A 22,996-nucleotide genomic window follows, 5' to 3' on the forward strand; every position below is an offset into this window, starting at 1 on the left:
TCAGGCGAGGCGCAGGAGATCGACGATGATGTCGATCGCCTTGATGCCGATGAAGGGCACGATGAGGCCGCCAAGGCCATAGATCGTGAGGTTGCGGGTGAGCAGGGCCGAGGCCGAGGACGGCACGTAGGAGACGCCCTTCAGCGCGATCGGGATCAGCGCGACGATGACCAGCGCATTGAAGATGATCGCCGAGAGGATCGCCGATTGCGGCGTGCCGAGGCCCATGACGTCGAGCACGGCGAGGCCGGGATAGGCGGTCCCGAACAGGGCGGGGAGGATGGCGAAATACTTCGCCACGTCGTTGGCGATGGAGAAGGTCGTCAGCGCGCCGCGCGAGATGAGCAGCTGCTTGCCGACCAGGACGATCTCGATGAGCTTGGTCGGGTCGCTGTCGAGGTCGATGAGGTTGCCGGCCTCCTTGGCGGCGGGCGTGCCGGAGTTCATGGCGACGCCGACATCGGCCTGGGCCAGCGCAGGCGCGTCGTTGGAGCCGTCGCCGCACATGGCGACGAGGCGGCCCTCGGCCTGCTCCTTGCGGATGAGCTCGAGCTTGCGCTCCGGCGTCGCCTCGGCGAGGAAATCATCGACCCCGGCCTCGGCGGCGATGGCGGCGGCGGTCAGCGGGTTGTCGCCGGTGATCATCACCGTGCGGATGCCCATGCGCCGCAACTCGGCGAAGCGCTCGCGGATGCCCGGCTTCACGATATCCTTGAGATGGACGACGCCGAGGATGCGGTCGCCGCGGGCGACCACCAGCGGCGTGCCGCCGCTCATGGCGATGCGCCGGACGATGGCGTCGAGCGCCGCATCGGCGGGCCGGCCGACCAGCCGCAGCATCGCATCCGAGGCGCCCTTGCGGATGGCGGTGCCATCCGTGAGGTCGACGCCGGACATGCGGGTCTGGGCGGTGAAGGGCACGAACGTCATGCCGGCGCGATCGACCTGGGAGATGCCGAATTTGCGGGCGGCGAGGTCGACGATGGATTTGCCCTCCGGCGTGTCGTCGGCGAGCGAGGCGAGGCAGGCGGCCTCGGCCAGCTCCCGGTCGGTGACGCCCGGCACCGGCTCGAAGGCATCGGCCATGCGGTTGCCGAAGGTGATCGTGCCGGTCTTGTCGAGCAGCAGCACGTCGATGTCACCGGCAGCCTCCACGGCGCGGCCGGACTTGGCCACGACATTGGCCTTCACCAGCCGGTCCATGCCGGCAATGCCGATGGCCGAGAGCAGGCCGCCGATCGTGGTCGGGATCAGCGTGATGAACAGGGCGGCGAGATAGATCACTGGGATCTCGGTGTTCGACCAGGAGGCGAAGACCGGCAGCGTCACCACGACGAAGAGGAAGACCAGCGTCAGGCCGGCGAGCAGGATGTCGAGGGCGATCTCGTTCGGCGTCTTCTGGCGCTTGGCGCCCTCGACCAGCGCGATCATGCGGTCGAGGAAGGTCTCGCCCTGGCGGGCCGTGACGCGCACCACAAGCCAGTCCGAGACGAGGCGCGTGCCGCCGGTGACCGAGGAGCGGTCACCGCCGGACTCGCGGATGACCGGGGCGCTCTCGCCGGTGATGGCGCTCTCGTCCACCGAGGCGACGCCCTCGATCACCTCGCCATCGGTCGGGATCGTGTCGCCGGCCTCGACGAGGATGATGTCGTCGATGGCGACGTCGTCGATGTCCTTGGCCTGCCAGACGTCGCGGCGGGTACGCTCCGTCAGCACCTTGGCGCGGGCGTTGGAGCGGGTGGCGCGGAACGCATCGGCCCGGGCCTTGCCGCGACCCTCGGCCACGGCTTCGGCGAAGTTGGCGAAGAGCACCGTGAACCACAGCCAGATGGCGATCTGCACGCCGATGAAGGCGTTCACGCCCCCGCCGGCGACCTCGCGGGCGGCGAGGATGGTGGCCAGCACCGCGACCAGCGCGGTGACGAAGATGACGGGGTTGCGCACGAGGCCGCGCGGATCGAGCTTGGCAAAGGCCTGGAGGGCCGCGGCCCTGAGGATTCGGCCGTCGAACAGGCCGATCTCGGCCGCCGGCGACGGCGCGGGCGTGGTGTTGGGGATCTGGGTCATGGCGGGGACTTTCAGAAGGCCTTGCCGGCGAGGATCGACACCTGTTCGGCGATGGGGCCGAGGGCGAGGACCGGCAGGAAGGTGAGCGCGCCGACGATGAGGATGGTCACCACCAGCAGCACGACGAAGACGGGGCCGTGGGTCGGGAAGGTGCCGGCCGAGGCGGGGGCGGTCTTCTTCGCGGCGAGCGAGCCGGCAATGGCGAGGATCGGCACGATGTAGCCGAAGCGGCCGAGCAGCATGGCAATGCCGAGCAGCGTGTTGTGGAAGGGCACGTTGGCGTTGAAGCCGGCGAAGGCGGAGCCGTTGTTCCCCGTCGCCGAGGAATAGGCATAGAGCAGCTCCGACAGGCCGTGCGGGCCGGCATCCTGGATGGAGCCCTGCGCCGCGCCGGCGAGAATCGCGATGGCGGTCAGCGCCAGAGCGCCGATCGGCATGACCAGCAGGGTGAGCGCGGCAAGCTTCACCTCGCGCGCCTCGATCTTCTTGCCGAGATATTCCGGCGTGCGGCCGACCATGAGCCCGGCCAGGAAGACGGTGAGGATGACGAAGAGCAGCATGCCGGTGAGGCCGACGCCGACACCGCCGAAGACGATCTCGCCGAGCTGCATCTGCAGCATGGCGACGAGCCCGCCGAGGGGGGTGAGGCTGTCATGCATGGCATTGACCGAGCCGTTGGAGGCAGCCGTGGTCGCCACCGCCCAGAGCGCCGAGCCGATGATGCCGAAGCGGACCTCCTTGCCCTCCATGTTACCCGAACCGGGGGCGAGGAGCCCGGCCTGGAGCGGGTTGCCCGCCTTCTCGGCGGCGTAGAGCGCCACGAAGGCGAGGACCAGCATCACGCCCATAGCGGCGAAGAGTGCGATGCCCTGGCGGCGGTCGCCGACCATCCGGCCATAGGTGAAGCAGAAGGCCGCCGGGATCGCCAGGATGGCGACAAGCGACAGGAGGTTCGCGATCGCCGTCGGGTTCTCGAAGGGATGGGCGGAATTGACGTTGAAGAAGCCGCCGCCATTGGTGCCGAGCTGCTTGATGGCGATCTGGCTTGCCACCGGCCCCAGCGCCAGCGTCTGGCGGCCGCCTTCCACGGTCGTGGCATCCACCGAGGCGGCCAGCGTCTGCGGCATGCCCGTGGCGACGAAGGCGATGGCGAGCAGCACCGAGAGCGGCAGCAGCACATAGAGGACCGAGCGCACGAGGTCGCTCCAGAAATTGCCGATGGTGCGCACCTGCCGTCCCGCGAAGCCGCGGGCGACGGCGGCGGCGACCGCCATGCCCGAGGCGGCGGAGACGAAGTTCTGCGTCGTCAGGCCGACCATCTGGGAGAGGTGCGAGAGCGTCGTCTCGCCACCATAGGACTGCCAGTTGGTGTTGGTGACGAAGGAGATGGCGGTGTTGAAGGCGAGATGCGCCGGCACGCCGTCGAAGCCCTGCGGGTTCAGCGGCAAGAGGTGCTGGAAGCGCAGGACGAGGAACAGGACGAGAAAGCCGATGGCGTTGAACGCCACCAGCGACAGCGTGTAGCGCGTCCAGTGCTGGCCCTCCTCGGCGCGGATGCCGGCCGGGGCCAGAAGCGCCCGCTCGAGCGGGGCGAGGAAGGTGGCATCGCCCGCGAAGACCCGGGCCATGTAGAGGCCGAGCGGAACGGCGATGACGACGAGAAGGCCCGCATAGAGCAGGGCCTGGAGAAGATCCGGTGTCATGGATTGATCTTTCAGAAGCGCTCGGGGCGCAGCAGGGCCACCATCAGGTAGCCGAAGGCGAACAGCGCGAAGGCGAGGCCGAGGCCGATATCGAAGGTCATCGCCGCCTCACACGCGCTCGGCGCCGGTGACGGCGGCCGCCACCAGGGCAAAGCCGGCAAGGCCGCCGACAAGGAACAGAATGTCGATCCACATGGGAGAGCTCCGGTCTGGGATGGACCGACGCTAGGGATCACGCGCGTAAAGCCGCGACGGCGAAAGGAGCGGTGGGCGTAAAGGCGTCGTAAAGGCCGCGCGGCTCAGCCCGCGGGACGGCGCAGCACGATGGCCGCGAAATCGCGCGCCAGCCGGTCGATGGCATGGCGGTCTGCGCGATACCATTCCGGCGACCAGTTCATCATGCCGAGAATGGCGAGCGCGAGGGTCTCGGCCGGCACGTCATCCGGCACCAGCCGCGCCGCCACGAGATCGGCGACGATGCCGTCCCAGACCGCCTCGTAGCGCTTGCGCACCGGCCGCGCCGCGGTCCGCACCGCTTCCGGCGCATCGGTGAAGGCCTTGAGGCCGGCCGAGGTGTAGTCGCTGTATTCGAGCAGCGCGTGGAGATGCGCGGCGATCGCTGCCTCCAGCCGCTCGGCCGGTCCCGCCGTCGCGGGCAGGCCGGACAGCGCCCGCGAAACGCCCTCCTGCACGCGCTCGACGCCATCGTTCATCACCGCGGCGACGATCGCGTCCTTGGAGGCGAAATGGTAGTAGATGCTGCCTGCCTTGATGCCGACGGCGGCGGCGATGTCGCGCAGGGTCGTGGCCTTGTAGCCGTTGTGGCGCAGGATCCGCGCCGCGGCGTCCAGGATCGTGCGGCGCCCGTCCCGCGGCGCCGCCTCCATGTCCCTGCTGACCTCAGACGCGCTCGCGCCGTCCATTCCGCTCAACCCCTCCGGCCGCCGCGATGTCCCACGCTCCGCCTCGCGCGGCAAGCGGCGTCAGAGCCGCTTGGCGACCTCTTCCAGCATGACCTCGGTGGCGCCGCCACCGATCGACTGGACGCGGGCGTCGCGCGTCATCCGCTCGATGGCGCTGCCGCGCATGAAGCCGAATCCGCCATGGAACTGCAGGCAGCCATACATGACCTCGTTGACCAGCTCGCCGCAGAGCGCCTTGATCATCGACACCTCGCGCGTCACCTCCTCGCCGCGCGTCTCGCGCCAGGCCGTGGCGTAGACGAGCTGCCGGCAGGCCTCGGTGCGGGCGGCGAGCAGCGACAGCTTCTGGCGGATGGCCTGCTTGTCCCAGAGCGGCGCGCCGAAGGCCTTGCGCGTCTTCACATAGTCCAGCGTCAGGTCGAGCGCGGCCTGCGATTCCCCGACCGCCATGGCGCCGAGCACCAGCCGCTCGTTCTGGAAGTTTTTCATGATGGCGTAGAAGCCGCGGCCCTCCTCGCCGAGGATGGCGCTTTCGGGCACGAAGCAATCCTCGAAGACCAGCTCCGCCGTGTCGGAGGAGCGCCAGCCATGCTTGTCGAGGGCGCGGCCGACGCGGAAGCCGGGCATGCCCTTCTCGACGAGGAACATGGTGACGGATTTGGACGCCGGCCCGCCGGTGTCGGACTTGGCGGCGACGCAGTAGAGATCGGCATGGACGCCGTTGGTGATGTAGAGCTTGGTGCCGTTCAGCACGAAGCCGCCATCGACGCGCCGCGCCGTGGTGCGGATGCCCTTCACGTCCGAGCCCGCATCCGGCTCGGTCACCGCCACAGCGGTGATGACATCGCCGGAGACGATGCCGGGCATCCACTTCGCCTTCTGCGGCTCCGTGCCGGCATTGAACACATGGACCGAAGCCATGTCGGTGTGGACCAGCGCCGTGATGGCGACGCCGCTATAGGTCGAGCGACCCAGCTCCTCCGCATAGACGACGGTCGCCAGCGCATTCATCGCCGAGCCGCCGAAGGCCTCGGGATAGCGGATGCCGAAGAAGCCGAGGCTGCCCATGCGCCGCAGCACGGCGCGCGGCACGAAGCCCGCCTCCTCCCAGGCCTCCGCATGGGGCTTCACCTCCTCGTCAACGAAGCGGCGCACCTGTTCGCGCAGCATCTCGTGTTCCGGCTCGAAGAAGGGCGAGCGCGCGCCGGCGGTGAGCTCGGCGGGATTCGGACGGATGGTCATGGCGGTCCCTCGGCGATCTTGACCTAACAGACGTTAGGTAGGCAGACTGGCCGGGTCAAGCAGGGGATCGCCGTGACCGCCGCCAGCCTCCAAAGCCCGGGCCCTGAGCCTTTCGCCGACCTGATCGCGCGGCTCCGCGCCGAGCATGCCGCCGTTCTCGCCGGAGGCGGCAAGGCGCAGGTCGATCGCCACCACGCCCGCGGCAAGATCCTGGTGCGCGACCGCATCGACCTGCTGCTCGATCCCGGCAGCCCCTTCCTCGAGCTCTCGCCTCTCGCCGCCCATCGACTCTACGGCGGCGAGGTGCCGGCCGCCGGCATCGTCACCGGCATCGGCATGGTCCACGACACGCCCTGCATGATCATCGCCAACGATGCGACGGTGAAGGGCGGCTCCTTCTTCGCCGAGACGGTGAGGAAGCACCTGCGCGCCCAGGAGATCGCCGAGGAACACCGGCTGCCCTGCCTCTATCTCGTCGATTGCGGCGGCGCCTTCCTGCCCGAACAGGACCGCGTCTTCCCCGACCGCGACCATTTCGGCGGCACCTTCTACAACCAGTGCCGCCTCTCGGCCTCCGGCATCCCGCAGGTCTCCGCCGTCTTCGGCGGCTGCACCGCCGGCGGCGCCTATATCCCCGCCCTCTCCGACGAGGTGGTGATGGTGGCCGGCACGGGGCGCATCCACCTCGGCGGCCCGCCCATCGTCAAGGCCGCCATCAACGAGGTGGTCGATGGCGAGACGCTGGGCGGCGCCGACATGCACACACGCGTTTCCGGCGTCTCCGACCACATCGCCGCCGACGAGCGGGCGGCGCTGGCGAAGCTGCGCGCCATCGTCTCCGGCTTCGGCGAGGCGCGCAGGATCTCCCCGCCGCCCTTCGCCGCAACGGCGCCCGCCGTTGCGCGGCCGCTCGCCGAGATCGTGCCCACCGACCTCAAGCGCCCCTATGACGTGACCGAGGCGCTCGGGGCGATGGTCGATGGCGGCACGTTGCAGGCCTTCAAGCCGGATTACGGATCGAGCCTCGTCACCGCCTTCGCCCGCATTCATGGCTATCCCGTCGCCATCCTCGCCAACAACGGCGTGCTCTTCTCGGAATCGGCGGTGAAAGGCGCTCATTTCATCGAACTCGCCGACCAGCGCCATATCCCGCTGCTCTTCCTGCAGAACATCACGGGCTTCATGGTCGGCACCGAGGCGGAGCGCGGCGGCATCGCCAAGCATTCGGCGAAGCTCGTCTATGCCGTGTCGAACGCCCGCGTGCCGAAGCTCACCGTCATCATCGGCGGCTCCTATGGCGCCGGCAATTACGGCATGTGCGGCCGCGGCTTCCGCCCGCGATTCCTCTTCGCCTGGCCGAACAGCCGCATCGCCACCATGAGCCCCGAGGTCGCCGCGACCGTCGTCACCGACCTGCGGCGCGCCAGCCTCAAGGGCGGCGCCGACGAGGAGGCCATCGCCGCCCTCGACCGCCGCACCCGCGCGCAGTTCGAGGAACAGAGCGACCCGTACTACGCGACCGCCCGGCTCTGGGACGACGGCATCATCGAGCCGGACCAGACCCGCGACGTGCTCGGCCTCTGCCTCGCGCTCTCCCATGGCGAGCCGCGCGACACCTCCCCCCGCCCGGTCTACCGGATGTGAGCCGCGCCAATTTCGAGAGCCTAGCCATGTTCGAGAGCCTGCTCATCGCCAATCGCGGCGAAATCGCCCGCCGCATCATCCGCACGGCCCGCCGCATGGGCCTGCGCACCATCGCCGTCTATTCGGATGCCGATGCGGGTGCCCCGCATGTCTCGGAAGCCGACGAGGCCCTGCGCATCGGGCCTGCCGCCGCCCGCGACAGCTACCTGCGCATTGACGCCATTCTCGACGCGGCACGGCAGACCGGCGCATCCGCCATCCATCCCGGCTACGGCTTCCTGTCGGAACGGCCGGACTTCCCGGCCGCCTGCGCCGCTGCCGGCATCGCCTTTGTCGGCCCGCCGGCTGAGGTGGTTGCCGCCATGGGATCGAAGATCGCGGCGAAGCGCCTCGCGGTCGCCGCGGGCGTTCCGGTGGTGCCGGGCTTCGATGCCGATACCGGCGACGACGCGGCCCTGGTCGCGGCGGCCGCGAGCGTCGGCTTGCCCCTGCTGGTGAAAGCTTCCGCCGGTGGCGGCGGCAAGGGCATGCGCGTCGTGGAGGCCGCGGGCGACATGGCGGAGGCCATCGCCACGGCGCGGCGCGAGGCCAGGGCCGCCTTTGGCGACGACCGGCTGCTGCTGGAACGGCTGGTGCGCTCGGCCCGCCATGTCGAGGTGCAGGTCGCCGCCGACCATCACGGCGCGGTGGTCCATCTCTTCGAGCGCGACTGCTCGGTACAGCGCAACAACCAGAAGGTTTTTGAGGAAGCGCCAGCGCCGAACCTCGCCGACGCGATCCGGAGCCGGCTCTATGACGATGCCGTGCGGCTCGCCCGCTCCATCGGCTATCGCAATCTCGGCACGATGGAGTTCCTCGTCGATGCCGCGACGGGCGAGCACTTCTTCCTGGAGATGAACACCCGCCTGCAGGTGGAGCATCCGGTGACCGAGATGATCACCGGCCTCGACCTCGTGGAGTGGCAGCTCCGCATCGCTGCCGGAGAACCGCTGCCGCTTCAGCAGGAGGCCATCCGCGCGTCCGGCCACGCCATCGAGGCGCGGCTCCTGGCGGAGCGGCCGGAAGCCGGCTTCATGCCGGCCTCGGGGCGGGTGGCGCTGTGGCGCGAGCCGGCCCCGCGGCAAGGGCTTCGCATCGATTCCGGCATCGCGACGGGATCCGAGATCACCGTCCACTACGATTCCATGGTGGCCAAGGTCATCGCCCACGGCGCGACCCGAGACGCCACCCGGCAGGCGCTCATCCGCGGCCTGTCGGACCTCACCGTCCTCGGCCCCGACACCAACCGGGCCTTCCTTGTGGATGTCGCGGCGCATGGGCCCTTCGCCGAGGGGCAGGCGACCACGGCGATGCTGCGCGAGCGCTTCCCCGACGGCTGGACGCGCCCGACGCTGCCGACCGATCGCGCCGCGGGCATCGCCGCGGCGGTGATCGCGGCGACGACGCGTCCGGCATCCTCTTCGCCCTGGAATGCGCTGCGCGGCTTCCGCGTCCTCGCCCCGGCCGGCCGGCCCGCCGTGCAGGAGTTCACCGTCACCCTCGACGGCGCGCGCGAGACCGCCCGCATCCTATTCGACGGGAAGGCCCTGGCCTTGGTGACTGCAGAAGGCCCGCTCGCCATCCGTGTGGAGGAAAACCCCTCGGCCCTCTCCTTCCGGATCGCCGGCGACAGCCGCCGCGGCACCGCGGTGGTGGAAGGCGAGACGGTCGCGATTCGCCTTGGCGAGGCCGAGTGGCGGGCGACGGTGCAGACCGCCCTCGACGCCCACCAGGCGGCAGGCGCCGGCGGCGCCAGCAGCGATACGCTCCTCGCCCCCATGCCGGGCATTGTCGCCGAGGTGAAGGTGGCTCCGGGCGACGTGGTCGAGGCCGGCCAGCCCCTCGTCGTCATCGAATCCATGAAACTGTTCCAGACGCTCGCCGCGCCGCGCGCCGGCACCATCGCCACGGTGGCGGTGACGGCGGGCGAGACCGTCCCGGCAGGCCATCGCCTCGTGGCGCTGGCGCCGGACACGACATCCTGAAGGAGCAACCCATGCCCGGGCTCTATTTCGACGACTTCACCGTCGGCCACCACTTCGCCCACGAGGTGACGCGCACCATCACGGAAGCCGACAACATCTGGTTCTCCTGCCTGACGCTGAACCCCCAGCCGCTGCACATCGATGCCCATGCCGCCGCGCGCAGCGAGTACGGCCGCCCCATCGTCAACAGCCTCTTCACCCTCGGCCTGCTGGTCGGGCTCACCGTCGCCGACACGACGCTGAACACCACCGTCGCCAATCTCGGCTTCACCGAGGTGAAGTTCCCGGCGCCCGTCTTCCCCGGTGATTCCATCCGCGCCGAGACCTGGGTGCGGGAGGTTCGCCGCAGCCGTTCGCGGCCTGAGCAGGGCATCGTCACCTTCGAGCACAAGGCCTTCAACCAGGACGGCGTCGAGGTCGCCTCCTGCCTGCGCGCGGCGCTGATGCGCTGCCGCCCCGGCGCCTGAGGGAGATCACCATGGGCCTCAGCTACGACGCCTTCGAACCCGGCGCGACCTACACGACGCCCCGGCGCACCATCATCGAGGCGGACATCACCCAGTTCGCCGGGCTCACCGCCGACTTCAATCCGCTGCATGTCGACGAGGTCCATGCCGCTGCGAGCCAGTTCGGCACCCGTATCGCCCATGGCCCCATGCTGGTCGGCATGGCCTTCGGGCTCGCCTCGCGCGCCGGCCTTCTCGACGGCACGGTGATGGGGCTGCTCGGCATCACCTGGACCTTCACCGGCCCGGTGCGGGCGCAGGACACGGTGCATGTGGTGGTGACGGTCGTGGGCAAGCGCCCGACCCGCAAGGACGACCGCGGCGTGGTCGACCTCCGCCTCGACGTGGTCAACCAGCACGGCGAAACGGTGCAGACCGGCACCGCAGCCCTCATGGTCAGCCGCCAGGCGGCGTGACCGGCCCGGCGGCACTGCCGCCGAGTCACGGGAAACGCGTTCGATTGCCCCGGTCAGGCCGCCTGGGCGAGGGCGCCTTCGACCGCCGGCGGCAGCACCGCGAGCGGCGCGTCGAACTCGAGGCCCGTCCCGGTCTCCCCGGACCAGGCCACCCTGCCCGCCACTTCCACATTGGCGATGCGCAGGCGCACCCGAGTGCCGATCGGCAGGCTCAGCGGCTGGTCCGTGCGCGCGCCCTCGGAGCTGATGTCCACCACCTCCACGGCGATCTCCCGTCCGTCGACCTCGAGCGTTCCGGGCTCGCAGAGCGTGGTCCGGCCGCTGCGGCGGCGCTCGTCGAGGTCGGCGCCCACGCCGTCGAGGAACGCGGACACCGACGTGGCCAGAGCCTCGGAGGCTTCGCCGAGCACTTTGGCGGTGTTCATCACCCGCGAAGCCTCGCTGGTCGTGTCCGAGGCGGAGGTCGCGACGCCTTCGACATTCGACGAGACCACGCGGCTGCCGTCGGCCGCCCGCGCCACGTTGGCGGCAATCTCGCGCGTCGCCGCGTCCTGCTGCTCGATCGCGGCGGCAATGGCGGCGTTGAGCGATGAGATGTCGTCGATGCGCTGGGCGATGGCGCCGATCGAGGACACCGCCGTGTCGGTCGAGGACTGGATCGCAAAGATCTGCGCCGCGATCTCGTCGGTTGCCCGCGCGGTCTGCGTCGCCAGGCTCTTCACCTCGCTGGCGACCACCGCGAAGCCCCGTCCCGCCTCGCCGGCACGGGCGGCCTCGATCGTAGCATTGAGGGCCAGCAGGTTGGTCTGGTCGGCGATCGACCGGATCAGCTCGACCACGCGTCCGATGCTCTTGGCGCCCTCTGCGAGGGTTGCCACGTCCTGGTTGCTCGACAGCGCCTGCTGCCGCACCTCGTTGACGATGGCGCTGGCCTTGTGCGCCTGCCCGGCAATCTCGCGGATCGAGGCGCCAAGCTGCTCCGACGCGCTGGCGATGGTCTGGGCATTGGTGTTGGACTCGGTCGTGGCGGAGCGGGCCTGCGTCGCCTGGTCGAGGGTCGTCGAGGCGACGCGCGACAGCACGGTCGCCGCCGACCGCATCGAGGTGGTGCCATCGGAGAGATTGTGGATCACCCCCGAGACCTCGCCGCGGAACTGCTCGACCAGCATTTCCATATTGGCCCGGCGGGCGACGTCCCGCTCGCGCTGGCGGCGCTGCTGCGCCTCGAGGCGCTCGCGCTTGATGGCGCTGTCGCGGAACACACCGACGGCGCGCGACATCAGGCCAATCTCGTCGCCGCGATCCATGCCGGCCAGCTTGATGTCGTGGCGGCCGCGGGCAAGGTCGCCCATGTCGGCGACGAGGGCGACGATCGGGCGGGTCAGCGCCTGGGCCACCAGATAGCCCAGCAACCCGACGGCGAGCAGCACAAGGAGCCCGATGATGATGAGGTTGCGCCGCAGGGCATAGACCGGCGCGAGGGCCTCGTCCTCGGACTGCAACGCCGTCACCGACCAACGCAGGTCACCGAAGGCAAAGGGGCGCGCGGCCACGAGGCTGGCGGCCTCGCGATAGGCGGTCTCGCCGATGGCCGGGTTGCCCCGCAACGCCGTGTCGATGACGCCGGAGCGGACCTGGGTTTTCAGGATGTCGGTCTGGCCGGTGGCGGTGAAGCGCGAGTTCGAGCGCATCAGCCCGTCACCGCCGACGATGATGGCATCGCCCGTGGCGCCGAGCCCGTGCGTCGCGGTCATCACGGCATTGATGCGGTCGACGGGCATCTGGAAGGCGAAGACACCGATCGTCTTGCCGGCGGCATCCACGATGGGGGTCGAGATGAAGGCCGCCGGAGCGTCCTCGGACGGCGCATAGGCGCGGAAATCGGTGAGGTGAACCGTGCCGGGCGCCGCGGCGAGGCCCTGGCGGAAGGCGACGCCGAGGTCGGTGTCGCGCCACTGCCCGGAGACCAGATTGGTCGCGAAGTCGCGCTCCTTGAACACCGTGTAGACGAGGTTGCCGGCCGTATCGAAGACGAAGACGTCGTAATAGCCGCGCTCGCGCTGCAGCCGGTTGAACCAGGGGTGCAGGCGCGCGTGGTGGCGCGAATAGACCGATCCGTCCGGGGACGTCTGGAGCTCGTCCTTCTTGCCCGTCGGGTGCGGGTTGTCGTCGATGTAAAGGCGCTGCAGCCGCTCTTCGGCCGAGGGGCCAAGCTCGCGATAGCCGGCGGAGAATGACACGAGCGCGTCGCGCGCCATGTCGCTCGACGCGATGAGGAGCGTGTCCTCGCGGATGGCGCTGAAATAGCTCTCCAGGGCCTTCTGCCGCTCGGTGGCCACCGCCGAGAGCGATTCCTGGATCATCGTCAGCGCATTGCTGCGCGCCGCCCAATACGAGGAGACGCCGAGGACGGCTGCGGTGGTCATGGCGGCACCGACGACAAGGGCCGGAATCTTGATGCTCAGGCGCAGACGGGACAGCGACATGGCGGATCTCGATGGGAGCGACCATGTGACGCTAGGGAATGTTAAGTGAAACCTTCCTTAATTCTCTCAAATTCGATGCGAATTATGATGTTGTCCCAGATCTTGTCGCGTCGGAAAAGATGCAGAAATCCACCGCCATTCCCTAAGGGAATATGCCATCACGCCGTCGGCTTCAGGCCGAAATCATGGGCGAGATGGGTCCAGGTGTCCGGCGCCGCACTGCCGTCTGGATAGCTGCCGCCCTGGCGCGTCGTGAGGGTGGCGATGAGGCTTTCCTTCACGCCGAACACCGCGTCGCTCTCCAGCCAGGGATCGCCGGGGATGAACAGATGGGTCACCAGCGTCTCGTGGCCCGGCGCGGCGATCTTGAAATGGATATGGGCGGGACGCATCGGATGGCGCTTCGTCGCCTCCAGCAGTTCGCCGACCGGCCCGTCATGCGGGATCGGATAGCTCGACGGCACGATGGAGCGGAAGCCGAAGCGGCCTTTCTCATCGGTGATGAAGCGGGCGCGCAGCGACGGCTCCTCCAGCCCCTTCTGGGCGTCGTAGAACCCGTCATCATCCGAGTGCCAGATGTCCACGGTGGCACCGGCAATCGGTGCCCCGCCCGGCGACGACACCGTGCCCTCGACGAAGAGGCGCTCGCCCGGCTCGTCGCCAGCAATGTCGCCGCCGAAGGGCGTCACGCGGTGCTCGCCGAGATAGAAGGGGCCGAGCACGGTGCTCTCGGTCGCCCCGTCCGGCATCCGGTGGTTGATGGCGTCCACCAGCATCGAAATGCCGAGCACGTCGGAGAGCAGGATGAACTCCTGCCGCTTGTCGTCGCACATCTGGCCGGTGCGGGTGAGGAACTGGATGGCGGCGAACCATTCCTGTTCCGTCAGCTCCACCTCCTTCACGAAGGCATGGGCGTGGCGCACCAGCGCCTGGATGACCTGCTTCAGCCGGTCATCGGGGCAGCCGGCGAAGCGGTTGACAACCTCGTCGGTCAGGTTGTGTTCGTCGAAGGACAGCATGATCGGTCCTCAGCGCACGAGAATGGTGGAAAGCGGCGGGAAGAGCGCGATGAAGAGCAGAGCGATGCCCATCACCGTCACATAGGGCATGGAGCCGGCGAAGATCGTCTCGATCCGCACCTTCGGATCGCCGAGCGTCGCCTTCACGGTGAAGACCGAGATGCCGAAGGGCGGCGTCAGCAGGCCCATCTCCACGGCAATGATGGTGACGATGCCGAAATGGATGAGGTCGAACCCCATGGCCGAGGCGATGGGCGCGCCGATCGGCACCATGATCAGAAGGATCGAGGTGGAATCGAGGATCATGCCCATCAGCAGGATCACCACGACGAAGGCCAGCAGGAAGCCATAGGGCCCAAGGCCCAGATGCTCGACGAAATCGCCGATGGCATTGGGCACGCCGGCCATGGAGAGCATGCGGGAATAGAGGCTCGCGGCGATCAGCAGGAAGAGGATCGAGGCCGAGACGATGCCCGCCTCCTTCAGCACCCGCCAGAATTTCGGCCAGTCCAGCCGGCGGCGGATGAGGGCGATGACGAGCGCGCCTGCGGCGCCCACCGCACCGGCCTCGGTCGGCGTGAAGAAGCCGGTGTAGAGGCCGCCGAGGATGAGCACGACGAGGCAGGCGATCGGCACCGACTTCACGAGCATCTCGCCAACCGGCATGGGCGGCACGTCGTCGGCGTCGGACTTGCCGGCATCGACGAAGATCTTGTGCGGCCAGACGACGGCGTAGAACCAGATCATGGCCGTGAAGCCGAGGGCGATGATGATGCCGGGAATGACGCCGGCGACGAACATCTTGCCGATCGAGACCTCGGAGAGGACGCCATAGACGATCATCAATAGGCTCGGCGGAATGAGCATGCCGAGGATCGACGAGCCGGCCACCGTGCCGGCGGCGAAGCGCATCGTGTAGCCGTGGCGCACCATCTCGGGCACCGCCACCTTGGTGAAGACCGCGGCGGAGGCGATCGAGACGCCGGTCACCGCCGCGAAGACGGCGTTGGCGGCGACGGTGGCCATGCCGAGGCCGCCGCGGATGCGGCGCAGCAGCGCCTGCGCCACCTCGAACGTGTCCTTGCCGACATCCGAGATCGAGACCAACAGGCCCATCAGCACGAAGAGCGGGATGGTGGCGAAGAGATAGTCCTGGATGCCGGAATAGGTCGCCAGAGCCGTGAAGCGGAAGGCGAGGTCGATGTTCTCGCGGATCAGCCAGACGCCGATGGCGCCGGTGCCGATGAGCGACAGCCCGATGGGCATGCCGAGGACGATCAGCGCCACCATGGCGCCGATGAGCAGGAATCCAAGCGTGACGTCATCCATGGGATCAGCCCTCGGCCGGTTTGCGCCGGCCGCCGATCTCGGCGACGAACAGCATGAGATAGGCGAGCGCCCCGGCGGCTCCGCCGAGGACGATGAGCGCGCGGAAGGGCCAGGTCTGCACGGTGAAGAGGCCCTGGACGCCGAAGAATTCGCGGGCGGCGAGCGAGGTCCAGACCCCCGGCCAGGCCGCCCAGGCCACGAAGGCCATGACCGCCGCGCCGATGAGGAGGAAGACGAGCTCGATGGCCCAGGCGAGGCCCGGCACGCGCGACGACAGGATGCCGTCGATGAGGAAGTCGGCGCGGGTCATGCGCTTGGCGTAGATCGTCGCGCCGATCTGCAGGAAGACGATGCCGACGATGGAGTTCGCGGCGATCTCGGCGACGCCGGTGATCGGCATGTTGAGGAAGGAGCGGCCGATCACGTCGGCGCAGATCAGCAGCATCAGGCCGAAGGTCCAGACCGTGCCGATGGCGGCGAGAGCGTCGAGCAGGATCCGGACGGGATCGAAGGGCTGGGGCGCCGCTTCGCGCTCGAGCGCCGACATGTCGATGTCGTCGGCCATGGTCTGTCTCCGGGTATGCGTGGTCTGAAAAGGCTTCGGGCGCCGGGGTCACCGGCGCCCGCATCTGCGGCGAAGGATCAGCTGGTGGCTTCGCGGTCCCAGTCGCGTCCGGGCGTCTGGCCGGCCGCGCGGATGGCGGCGAAATAGGCGCGCAGCACGTCGCGCGAGGCGGCGCCCGAGGTGTCCGCCCAGGTCTTGGCGATGTTCGGCAGGCCGGTGATCCAGCGCTTGCGCTCGGCGTCCGCCAGGGTGGTGATGATGGAACCCTTGTCCACCATCTCCTTCTCGGCCGCCGCGATGCGCGAGGACACGTCCTCGACGTGCTTCTGCGTGGTGATCTTGCCGGCCTCGGCCACCGCCTTCTGGAAGGCGGCCGGCCAGCGGTCGTGGCGCTGCTTGTTGGCGGCGATGCCGCCGACATACATGGCGCCGACGTCGCACTTGGTGACGTATTTCGCGACCTCGTAGACGCGGGTCGGCAGGATGCCGACGAAGAAGGACAGCGCGCCTTCCGACACGCCGGTCTGGATGTCGGTGTAGTAGGTGGTCAGCGCGCCGTCGACCGGGGTCGCACCCGTCCCGGTGAGCCAGTTCGCCGAGGTGCCCGGCGCCGAGATCTTGCGGTTGCGCAGGTCGTCGAGGGTACGGACGGGGAAGGTCGACCAGATGTGATAGGTGTCGGTGATGAACGAGGAGAGCGGCACCATGTTGAGGCCGTTCCAGTTCTGCTTGATCGCCGGAACGCTCTCATTCAGCTGGTCGAAGGTGCGGGCGATGAGGCCGTGGTCACCGGTGCTGAAGGGGGTGAAATAAGTGACGTTCTGGAGCGGCATGGTCGAGCCCTCCCAGAGCGTGCCGACATAGCCGATGTCGGTGATGTTGTCGCGCACCGCCTCCATCGTGTCCTGGAACTTGTAGAGCGTGCCGCCATAGGCCTCGCGCCAGTTGACGCGGACCTGGTTGCCGTTGTCGCGCAGATGCTTCTCGACCTCCGGCTGGAAGACGTTCTTCATCATCGCGACCCAGAAGTTCTGGACCGGATGGCTCGCGGCGATGGTGACGTTCAGCGTCTGCTGCGCCGACGCCTTGATCGAGAAGACGGGGAGCGCCGCGGCGCCGGCCGCGCCGGCGAGGAAGGTGCGGCGGGTAGCGCGCGGGGTTTTGGTGGTCTCTGCCGTCCTGATGATCTCAGACATGGGGGCATTCCTCTCCTGGGGATGGCCACGAGGGCCGGCGTTTCCTGATGTCAGTCTTCTGTCGCGGCCGGTTGCTCCGGCCTTGGATATGGCGGGTAGGCTAGCACCGTTCCGCCCCGGTCATGCAATGGTTCCGAGCGCCTTGAGGATGCGCTCGGGCGTGAAGGGCTGGGCGAAGACCTTGGCCCCGAAGGGCTTCAGGGCATCGTTGATGGCGTTCATGATGGCGGCCGGCGCGCCGGCAGTGCCGGCCTCGCCCGCGCCCTTGGCGCCGAGCAGCGATTCCTTCGTCGGCGTCTCGACGTGACCGACATGCATGTCCGGCATCTCGGCGGCCATCGGCACGAGATAGTCGGCGAGCGTCGTGGTCAGCAGCTGGCCGTCCTCGTTGTAGATGCAGTGCTCGTAGAGCGCGCCGCCAATGCCCTGGACGATGCCGCCGCGCACCTGCTCGTCGACGAGCAGCGGATTGATGACCCGGCCGCAATCCTCAACGCACCAGTGCTCCAGGAGCTTCACCATGCCGGTCTCCACATCGACCTCCAGCCAGCTCGCCTGGATGCCGTTGGTGAAGGCGAAGGGGTACTCCTTGGTGATGAAGTGGCGCGTCTGGACGAGCTCGCGCGAGAGCTCCTTGGGCAGCGTGTCGCCACGGTAGTAGACGATGCGGCCGAGCTCGGAGAGCGGCATGCGCGCCTGGCCGGTCGCCTTGTCGACGATCTCGCCCATGACGATGTCGAGGCTCGACCCTTGCGCCTGCAGCATGGCGCCGGCGACCTCGAGGATCTGCTCCTTCAGCGCGATGGCGGACTGCAGCGCCGCCTCGCCGCCGATGCCTGCGCCGCGGCAGGCCCAGGTGCCACCACCATAGGGGACGGTGCGGGTGTCGCCGGTGACGATGCGCACCTTCGACACCGGCACGCCGACGCCGTGGGCGACGATCTGCGCAAGGATGGCCTCCGTCCCCTGGCCCTGCTCGGTAACGCCGGACATGGCGACGACGGAGCCATCGGGATCCATGCGGACGGTGCAGCCGTCCTGGGCCGAGATCTTGGCGCCGCCGATGCCGTACATGAAGGGCGACGGGTTGGTCAGCTCGATGAAGCTCGCAAAGCCGAGGCCGCGATAGACGCCTCGCTTGCGCTGCTCGACCTGGTCGGCGCGGATCTTTTCCACCGGCACCATCTCCAGGAGCTTTGCCAGCGACTGGTGGTGGGACAGGCCCTCGAACTTCATGCCCGCCGGCGAGGTGCAGGGATAGGCGTCGTCGGGGATGAGGTTCTTGCGGCGGATCTCCACCGGATCCATGCCGAGCGCTTCCGCCGCGAGGTCGACGAGGCCCTCGGTCACGGCCGTGGCGATCGGATGGCCCACCGCGCGGTACTGGCAGGTCGGCGCCTTGTTCTGCAGCACCACGGTCGTGGTGCAGCGATAGTTCGGGAAGCTGTAGGGGCCGCCGCAGAGATTGACGACCTGGTTGCCCTCCACCGCGCTGGTGCGCGGATAGACCGAATAGGGGCCGATGCCCGTCAGGTCGTCGATATCGAAGGCGAGGAAGCGCCCCTCGGCATCGACAGCGAGGCGGCCCTTGATGCGGTGGTCGCGGGCATGGATGTCGCTGCCGAAGGCCTCGAAGCGGTCGGCGATGAACTTCACCGGACGGCCCATGATCCGCGACATGCAGGCCACCGCCATCTCGTCGGGATAGACGTGGACCTTGATGCCGTAGGAGCCGCCGACATCCTTGCAGATGACCCGCACGTCGCTCTCCGCCAGCCTGAGCTGGGTGGCGAAGACGTTCTGCATCATGTGCGGCGCCTGCGTCGAATGATGCACGGTGAGCGTGCCATCGGCGCGGTTGTAGTCGGCGATGATGGAGCGCGGCTCCAGCGTCACGCCGGTATGGCGGCCGGTGTGGAAGGTCGCTTCCACTGTCCTGTGCGCCGAGGCGATGGCGCCGGCGACGTCGCCTGTCTCGGCGGTGCGGGTGAAGACCAGATTGTCGCCGAGCTCGGGATGGATGACCACCGAACCGGGGGCGAGCGCCGTCTCCATGTCAACCTGCGCCGGCAGCGCCTCGAATTCGACGGCCAAGGCCGCGACGCCGTCCTCGGCCGCAGCGCGGCTCTCGGCGACGACGGCGACCACCGCTTCGCCCTGCCAGGTCGCGCGCTCCAGCGGCAGCGGATATTGCGGCGCCGATTTCATGCCCTTGAGGTGCGCGAGCACCGCGACCCACGGGTCGCAGACCTTGGCTAGGTCGGCGCCGGTGAATACGCGCACGACACCCGGCACCTTCAGGGCGGCGCTGGTGTCGATCGAGACGATGCGCGCATGGGCATGGGGCGAGCGGTAGAAGGCGGCATGGACGAGCCGCGGCAGGTCCACGTCATCGGTATAGGTGGCGCGACCCTCGACCAGCTTGCGGGCGTTGGGGCGCGGAACCGACCGGCCGATATAGGAATTCGGCAGGTCCTCCCGGGACAGGCCGAGCGACTGGGGCGTGACGATCTCGTTCATCAGGCGGCCTCGCGCTTGGCGGCCCGCGCCTTCAGCACGTCCTCGACCGCGTCGACGATGGCCTGGTAGCCGGTGCAGCGGCAGTAATTGCCGGAAATGTGCTCGCGGATCTCCTCGCGCGTCGCCTGCGGCGAGGCCGTGAGGATGTCGGCGGCGGTGACCAGCATGCCCGGGGTGCAATAGCCGCACTGGCAGGCATTGCGGGCGACGAAGGCCTCCTGCAGGTCGAGGATCTCGCCGCTGTCGGAGAGGCCCTCGATGGTCTCGACGACGGCGCCGTCGAGGCTCGCAGCCATGACGAGGCAGCCGCGCACCGGCTCGCCGTCGAGGCGCACCGTGCAGGCGCCGCAGACGCCGTGCTCGCAGCCCGTATGGGCGCCGGCAAGGCCCAGCTCGGAGCGCAGGAAATCGACGAGATGCAGGCGCGTGTCGACGCTGCGCGACACGCGCTCGCCGTTGACCGTCAGGGTGACGTCGATGCGGGTCGTCATGCGGCCTGCTCCGTCGGGGCGAGGTAAGCGGTGAGGGCGCGGCGGATGAGGACGCGAGCGAGGTGGCGCTTCATCTCCGGGCCGCCGTGAAGGTCGGTCGGCGGGTCGAGGTCGCCGTCGAGGGCCGCCTGCGCCGCTGCGATGGTCTCGGCCGACAGCGCCTTCCCGGTGAGGGCGGCCGAGGCGCCGCGGGCGACCTCCGCTCCCGAGCCAATGCCGAAGAAGACAAGGCGGGCGCTGGTCACCACGCCGCCATCGACCTCGAGCGCGGCGGCAAGGCCCGCCATGGCGTAGTCGCCGGAGCGGCGCGTCACCTCGACGATGGTCTGGCGGCTCGTTGCGGTGGCCACCGGCACCTCGACGGCCGTGATGATCTCGCCGGCGTCCAGCGCGGTGGTGAAGAGCCCCTGGAAGAAGTCGGCGGCCGGGACGCGGCGCTCGCCCGCACGGGAGGCGAGGACCAGCGTCGCGCCGAGGGCGACGACGCAGGCCGGCAACTCCGCGGCGGGGTCGGCCAGCGCGAGGCTGCCGCCGATCGTGCCGCGATTGCGGATGGCGGGATGGGCAATGAGCGGCGCGGCCTCGGCTAGCATCGGCGCATGCCGCGCGACAAGGGGATCGCGGGCGAGATCGGCGTGGCGGGTGAGCGCGCCGATGCGCAGCACGGTCCCCGCGACGGAAACGCCCTTGAGCGCGGCGATGCGGGTGATGTCGATCAGGGTCGAGGGAGCTGAGAGGCGAAAGGCGAGGGTCGCCAGCAGGCTCTGCCCGCCCGCCAGAATCTGCGCCTCGGGCCCGGCTGCGTCGAGCGCGCGCCACAGCTCGTCGAGGCTCTCGACGCGGGCATAGCCCATCGCCGGCCACTTCATGGTACGTCTCCTCGTGTCGGGATGCCTCTTCGCCTTGCCGGCGACGGTCCCGTTCTGTTTAATTGGTCAAATGATCAACGAGAGCCGGACGGGAAGTCAAGAGGCTTTCCCAGGCGGCAGCGGAGGGATGCGCGGCATGTCCGATGGACCGGACGCGATGGTCAGGCGGCGGCGCCTCGCGCCCGGGGCGCGGCGCGAGCAGATCGTCGAGGCGGCCGTGTGCTATTTCGCCGAGGTCGGGCTGGCCGGCACGACGCGCGACCTCGCCAAGCGCGCGGGCATCACCCAGGCGCTGCTCTACCAATATTTCCGCAGCAAGGCCGAGCTGCTCGATGCGGTCTTCGCCCGGGTCTATCTCGACCGCATGGCGCCGCACTGGCCGGGCCTGATCTCCGACCGCTCACGGCCGCTGCGCGACCGCATGCTCACCTTCTACGGCGAGTACACCGCCGCCATCTTCACCTATGAATGGATGCGGATCTTCATGGCCGCGGGCCTCGCCGGCGAGGCGCTCAACCGCCGCTATCTCGAGCATGTCCGCGACGTGCTGCTGGCACCGCTGATGGCGGAGGTGCGCCACGAGGCGCGGGGCGACCTCACGCCCGACACCGAGGATCTGTGGAACCTCCACGGCAGCATCGTCTATCTCGGCATCCGCCGGCACATCTACCACCTGCCGACGCCGGACGACGTCATGCCCGTCATCGAGCGGGCCATCGACCGTTTCCTCGGCGGGTTTCGCATCGCCGCGCCCGCCGATGCCGCAGCCGGACGGGAGACCGCATGACCACGCTCTTCGCGATCCACGCCCTCGACCACGACGGCGCCCTGCCCGTCCGCCTCGCGCACTACGACGCGCACAAGGCCTTCCTCGCCGACACCTCCGCCTTCGACGTCAGGATCGTCATGTCGGGGCCGCTGATGAGCGACGACGGCGAGCGGATGATCGGCAGCCTCTTCCTCGTCGAGGCGGCGGACCGCGCCAGCGTGGAGGCCTTCAACCGGGCCGACCCGTTCCATGCCGCCGGCATCTGGCGGGCGGTGACCATCACCCGCTTCCTCCGCCGCCAGGGCTGACGGCGCAGCTCACGCGCCCGGATAGTCGGGGTCGCGCAGGAAGGGATAGGGGCCGGGCGCCTTCTCGACATAGGCGGTGTGGCTGATGAGGCCCGCGCCTTCCGTCCACAGATGGAGGTGGAAGGCGGCCGGCTCGAAGTTGAACTGCGCCGGCGGCCGGTCGACGAGGTCGAGCACCACCTGATGCGCCACCGACGGCGCCACCATGGCGAGGGTCCCGGCGAAGAGCGCCTGGATCGGCCGATGGTGATGACCGGCGAGCACCCGCACCACATGGGGATGGCGGCGGATCACCGCCTCGAACTCCGCCGTGCCCTCGATCAGGCTGATCCGGTCCATGTGGTGGATGCCGCAGATGAAGGCCGGGTGGTGCATGGCGACGATGGTCGGCTTGGTCGAGGCTGCGAGCTGCTCCTCGAGGAAGGCGAGGCGGTCGGCGCAGAGCTTGCCGGCGCCGGAGCCGGGAACGACGGTGTCGAGGCCAACGAGGCGCACCGGGCCGAGATCGGTCGCCCACTGGGCGAAATGCGGATGGTCCGACAGGCCCGGAAAATCACCCAGCATCGTCTTCAGGTTCTCGCGGCGGTCGTGATTGCCGGGGATCAGCCAGACCGGCATGGGCAGCCGCGACAGCATCCGCTTCAGGTTCTCATACTCGGCCGGGAGGCCGTTGTCGGTCAGGTCGCCGGTGATGAGCACCGCGTCGGGCCGGGGATCGAGCGCCAGCACCGCGTCGATGGCGCGCTCGGTCAGCATGTTGGTCTCGGCCGTGCGATAGGCCGGAAGACCGTGCGGGCGGACGTGGAGATCGGTGAGGTGGGCGAGCAGCATTGATTGTCCCCGGTGGTTCGCCGGCTGCCTAGGCGCCTCCCATGACGCTGCGACGACAATGCGCCGACCGGCCGGCCGTCACCGACCT

Annotated in this window: 20 protein-coding genes; 6 read left to right on the forward strand and 14 right to left on the reverse strand. The window is 69.1% G+C overall.

The genetic code is table 11. From position 1 onward, the window contains the following. The 5 genes from kdpB to C8P69_RS08620 all read right to left on the reverse strand — a co-directional run bounded on the left by kdpB (position 1) and on the right by C8P69_RS08620 (position 5,935). The gene (kdpB, locus tag C8P69_RS08600) at positions 1 to 2,067 is read right to left on the reverse strand and encodes a potassium-transporting ATPase subunit KdpB (RefSeq protein ID WP_108176093.1); all 2,067 of its coding nucleotides are present in this window, start codon (positions 2,065 to 2,067) and stop codon (positions 1 to 3) included. An 11-nt stretch (positions 2,068 to 2,078) separates the two neighbouring features. Continuing rightward, positions 2,079 to 3,770, reverse strand: coding sequence for a potassium-transporting ATPase subunit KdpA (gene kdpA / locus C8P69_RS08605; protein WP_108176095.1), 1,692 nt, complete (start codon positions 3,768 to 3,770; stop codon positions 2,079 to 2,081). An 11-nt stretch (positions 3,771 to 3,781) separates the two neighbouring features. Continuing rightward, positions 3,782 to 3,871, reverse strand: coding sequence for a K(+)-transporting ATPase subunit F (gene kdpF / locus C8P69_RS08610; RefSeq protein WP_108176097.1), 90 nt, complete (start codon positions 3,869 to 3,871; stop codon positions 3,782 to 3,784). A 198-nt stretch (positions 3,872 to 4,069) separates the two neighbouring features. Beyond that, positions 4,070 to 4,693, reverse strand: coding sequence for a TetR/AcrR family transcriptional regulator (locus tag C8P69_RS08615; RefSeq protein ID WP_108176099.1), 624 nt, complete (start codon positions 4,691 to 4,693; stop codon positions 4,070 to 4,072). Between the two features lie 60 nt (positions 4,694 to 4,753). Then, complete coding sequence (locus C8P69_RS08620) at positions 4,754 to 5,935, reverse strand: acyl-CoA dehydrogenase family protein (protein WP_108176101.1); 1,182 nt, start codon at positions 5,933 to 5,935, stop codon at positions 4,754 to 4,756. Positions 5,936 to 6,007: 72 nt separating this feature from the next. Between C8P69_RS08620 and C8P69_RS08625 the strand changes: the two genes are divergently transcribed. The 4 genes from C8P69_RS08625 to C8P69_RS08640 are packed head-to-tail and all read left to right on the forward strand — an operon-like array spanning position 6,008 to position 10,525. Next, positions 6,008 to 7,579 (forward strand): acyl-CoA carboxylase subunit beta, encoded by a 1,572-nt coding sequence (locus tag C8P69_RS08625; RefSeq protein ID WP_342750198.1) that lies wholly within the window; start codon positions 6,008 to 6,010, stop codon positions 7,577 to 7,579. Positions 7,580 to 7,605: 26 nt separating this feature from the next. Next, positions 7,606 to 9,603 (forward strand): acetyl/propionyl/methylcrotonyl-CoA carboxylase subunit alpha, encoded by a 1,998-nt coding sequence (locus C8P69_RS08630; protein ID WP_108176104.1) that lies wholly within the window; start codon positions 7,606 to 7,608, stop codon positions 9,601 to 9,603. 11 nt (positions 9,604 to 9,614) lie between these two features. Next, a complete protein-coding gene (locus C8P69_RS08635) occupies positions 9,615 to 10,070 on the forward strand; it encodes a MaoC family dehydratase (RefSeq protein WP_108176106.1) in 456 nt (151 codons plus the stop codon). Positions 10,071 to 10,081: 11 nt separating this feature from the next. Then, complete coding sequence (locus C8P69_RS08640) at positions 10,082 to 10,525, forward strand: MaoC/PaaZ C-terminal domain-containing protein (protein ID WP_108176108.1); 444 nt, start codon at positions 10,082 to 10,084, stop codon at positions 10,523 to 10,525. A gap of 53 nt (positions 10,526 to 10,578) precedes the next feature. Here C8P69_RS08640 and C8P69_RS08645 read toward each other — a convergent pair whose 3' ends face one another. The 8 genes from C8P69_RS08645 to C8P69_RS08680 all read right to left on the reverse strand — a co-directional run bounded on the left by C8P69_RS08645 (position 10,579) and on the right by C8P69_RS08680 (position 21,000). Continuing rightward, positions 10,579 to 13,011, reverse strand: a complete 2,433-nt coding sequence (locus C8P69_RS08645; RefSeq protein ID WP_108176110.1) for a methyl-accepting chemotaxis protein — start codon at positions 13,009 to 13,011, stop codon at positions 10,579 to 10,581. Between the two features lie 158 nt (positions 13,012 to 13,169). Continuing rightward, positions 13,170 to 14,030, reverse strand: a complete 861-nt coding sequence (locus tag C8P69_RS08650; protein ID WP_108176112.1) for an intradiol ring-cleavage dioxygenase — start codon at positions 14,028 to 14,030, stop codon at positions 13,170 to 13,172. Positions 14,031 to 14,039: 9 nt separating this feature from the next. Then, complete coding sequence (locus C8P69_RS08655) at positions 14,040 to 15,359, reverse strand: TRAP transporter large permease (protein ID WP_108176114.1); 1,320 nt, start codon at positions 15,357 to 15,359, stop codon at positions 14,040 to 14,042. 4 nt (positions 15,360 to 15,363) lie between these two features. Continuing rightward, on the reverse strand, positions 15,364 to 15,924 hold the full coding sequence (locus C8P69_RS08660) for a TRAP transporter small permease subunit (RefSeq protein ID WP_108176116.1): 561 nt from the start codon (positions 15,922 to 15,924) through the stop codon (positions 15,364 to 15,366). A 77-nt stretch (positions 15,925 to 16,001) separates the two neighbouring features. Next, positions 16,002 to 17,120: a C4-dicarboxylate TRAP transporter substrate-binding protein gene (locus tag C8P69_RS08665; RefSeq protein ID WP_108176118.1), complete on the reverse strand. Its 1,119-nt coding sequence runs from the start codon at positions 17,118 to 17,120 to the stop codon at positions 16,002 to 16,004. A gap of 120 nt (positions 17,121 to 17,240) precedes the next feature. After that, positions 17,241 to 19,640 (reverse strand): xanthine dehydrogenase family protein molybdopterin-binding subunit, encoded by a 2,400-nt coding sequence (locus C8P69_RS08670; RefSeq protein WP_108176120.1) that lies wholly within the window; start codon positions 19,638 to 19,640, stop codon positions 17,241 to 17,243. After that, positions 19,640 to 20,131 (reverse strand): (2Fe-2S)-binding protein, encoded by a 492-nt coding sequence (locus C8P69_RS08675; RefSeq protein WP_108176122.1) that lies wholly within the window; start codon positions 20,129 to 20,131, stop codon positions 19,640 to 19,642. Before C8P69_RS08675 ends, C8P69_RS08670 begins: the two co-directional genes overlap by 1 nt. Continuing rightward, the gene (locus C8P69_RS08680) at positions 20,128 to 21,000 is read right to left on the reverse strand and encodes an FAD binding domain-containing protein (protein WP_108176124.1); all 873 of its coding nucleotides are present in this window, start codon (positions 20,998 to 21,000) and stop codon (positions 20,128 to 20,130) included. The genes C8P69_RS08675 and C8P69_RS08680 overlap by 4 nt, the downstream gene beginning before the upstream one ends. Before the next feature lie 136 nt (positions 21,001 to 21,136). On the opposite strand from C8P69_RS08680, the gene C8P69_RS08685 reads away from it, so the two are divergent. Next, positions 21,137 to 21,787: a TetR/AcrR family transcriptional regulator gene (locus C8P69_RS08685; RefSeq protein WP_245901942.1), complete on the forward strand. Its 651-nt coding sequence runs from the start codon at positions 21,137 to 21,139 to the stop codon at positions 21,785 to 21,787. After that, on the forward strand, positions 21,784 to 22,077 hold the full coding sequence (locus C8P69_RS08690) for a YciI family protein (RefSeq protein ID WP_108176128.1): 294 nt from the start codon (positions 21,784 to 21,786) through the stop codon (positions 22,075 to 22,077). Before C8P69_RS08685 ends, C8P69_RS08690 begins: the two co-directional genes overlap by 4 nt. 9 nt (positions 22,078 to 22,086) lie before the next feature. On the opposite strand, the gene C8P69_RS08695 is transcribed toward C8P69_RS08690, so the two are convergent. Further along, positions 22,087 to 22,908, reverse strand: coding sequence for a phosphodiesterase (locus C8P69_RS08695; protein WP_108176130.1), 822 nt, complete (start codon positions 22,906 to 22,908; stop codon positions 22,087 to 22,089). Between the last annotated feature and the right edge of the window lie 88 nt (positions 22,909 to 22,996).

This window comes from Phreatobacter oligotrophus (assembly GCF_003046185.1).
In the GTDB taxonomy this organism is placed as follows: Bacteria; Pseudomonadota; Alphaproteobacteria; order Rhizobiales; family Phreatobacteraceae; genus Phreatobacter; species Phreatobacter oligotrophus.

Bases quoted from the DNA above. Each gene is read 5' to 3' on its own strand.
- C8P69_RS08660 (WP_108176116.1), bottom strand. From the start codon at position 15,924: ATGGCCGACGACATCGACATGTCGGCGCTCGAGCGCGAAGCGGCGCCC.
- kdpF (WP_108176097.1), bottom strand. From the start codon at position 3,871: ATGACCTTCGATATCGGCCTCGGCCTCGCCTTCGCGCTGTTCGCCTTC.
- C8P69_RS08640 (WP_108176108.1), top strand. From the start codon at position 10,082: ATGGGCCTCAGCTACGACGCCTTCGAACCCGGCGCGACCTACACGACG.
- C8P69_RS08645 (WP_108176110.1), bottom strand. From the start codon at position 13,011: ATGTCGCTGTCCCGTCTGCGCCTGAGCATCAAGATTCCGGCCCTTGTC.
- C8P69_RS08685 (WP_245901942.1), top strand. From the start codon at position 21,137: ATGTCCGATGGACCGGACGCGATGGTCAGGCGGCGGCGCCTCGCGCCC.
- C8P69_RS08650 (WP_108176112.1), bottom strand. From the start codon at position 14,030: ATGCTGTCCTTCGACGAACACAACCTGACCGACGAGGTTGTCAACCGC.
- C8P69_RS08655 (WP_108176114.1), bottom strand. From the start codon at position 15,359: ATGGATGACGTCACGCTTGGATTCCTGCTCATCGGCGCCATGGTGGCG.
- C8P69_RS08690 (WP_108176128.1), top strand. From the start codon at position 21,784: ATGACCACGCTCTTCGCGATCCACGCCCTCGACCACGACGGCGCCCTG.
- kdpB (WP_108176093.1), bottom strand. From the start codon at position 2,067: ATGACCCAGATCCCCAACACCACGCCCGCGCCGTCGCCGGCGGCCGAG.
- C8P69_RS08615 (WP_108176099.1), bottom strand. From the start codon at position 4,693: ATGGACGGCGCGAGCGCGTCTGAGGTCAGCAGGGACATGGAGGCGGCG.
- C8P69_RS08695 (WP_108176130.1), bottom strand. From the start codon at position 22,908: ATGCTGCTCGCCCACCTCACCGATCTCCACGTCCGCCCGCACGGTCTT.
- C8P69_RS08620 (WP_108176101.1), bottom strand. From the start codon at position 5,935: ATGACCATCCGTCCGAATCCCGCCGAGCTCACCGCCGGCGCGCGCTCG.
- C8P69_RS08665 (WP_108176118.1), bottom strand. From the start codon at position 17,120: ATGTCTGAGATCATCAGGACGGCAGAGACCACCAAAACCCCGCGCGCT.
- C8P69_RS08680 (WP_108176124.1), bottom strand. From the start codon at position 21,000: ATGAAGTGGCCGGCGATGGGCTATGCCCGCGTCGAGAGCCTCGACGAG.
- C8P69_RS08630 (WP_108176104.1), top strand. From the start codon at position 7,606: ATGTTCGAGAGCCTGCTCATCGCCAATCGCGGCGAAATCGCCCGCCGC.
- C8P69_RS08635 (WP_108176106.1), top strand. From the start codon at position 9,615: ATGCCCGGGCTCTATTTCGACGACTTCACCGTCGGCCACCACTTCGCC.
- C8P69_RS08670 (WP_108176120.1), bottom strand. From the start codon at position 19,640: ATGAACGAGATCGTCACGCCCCAGTCGCTCGGCCTGTCCCGGGAGGAC.
- C8P69_RS08675 (WP_108176122.1), bottom strand. From the start codon at position 20,131: ATGACGACCCGCATCGACGTCACCCTGACGGTCAACGGCGAGCGCGTG.
- kdpA (WP_108176095.1), bottom strand. From the start codon at position 3,770: ATGACACCGGATCTTCTCCAGGCCCTGCTCTATGCGGGCCTTCTCGTC.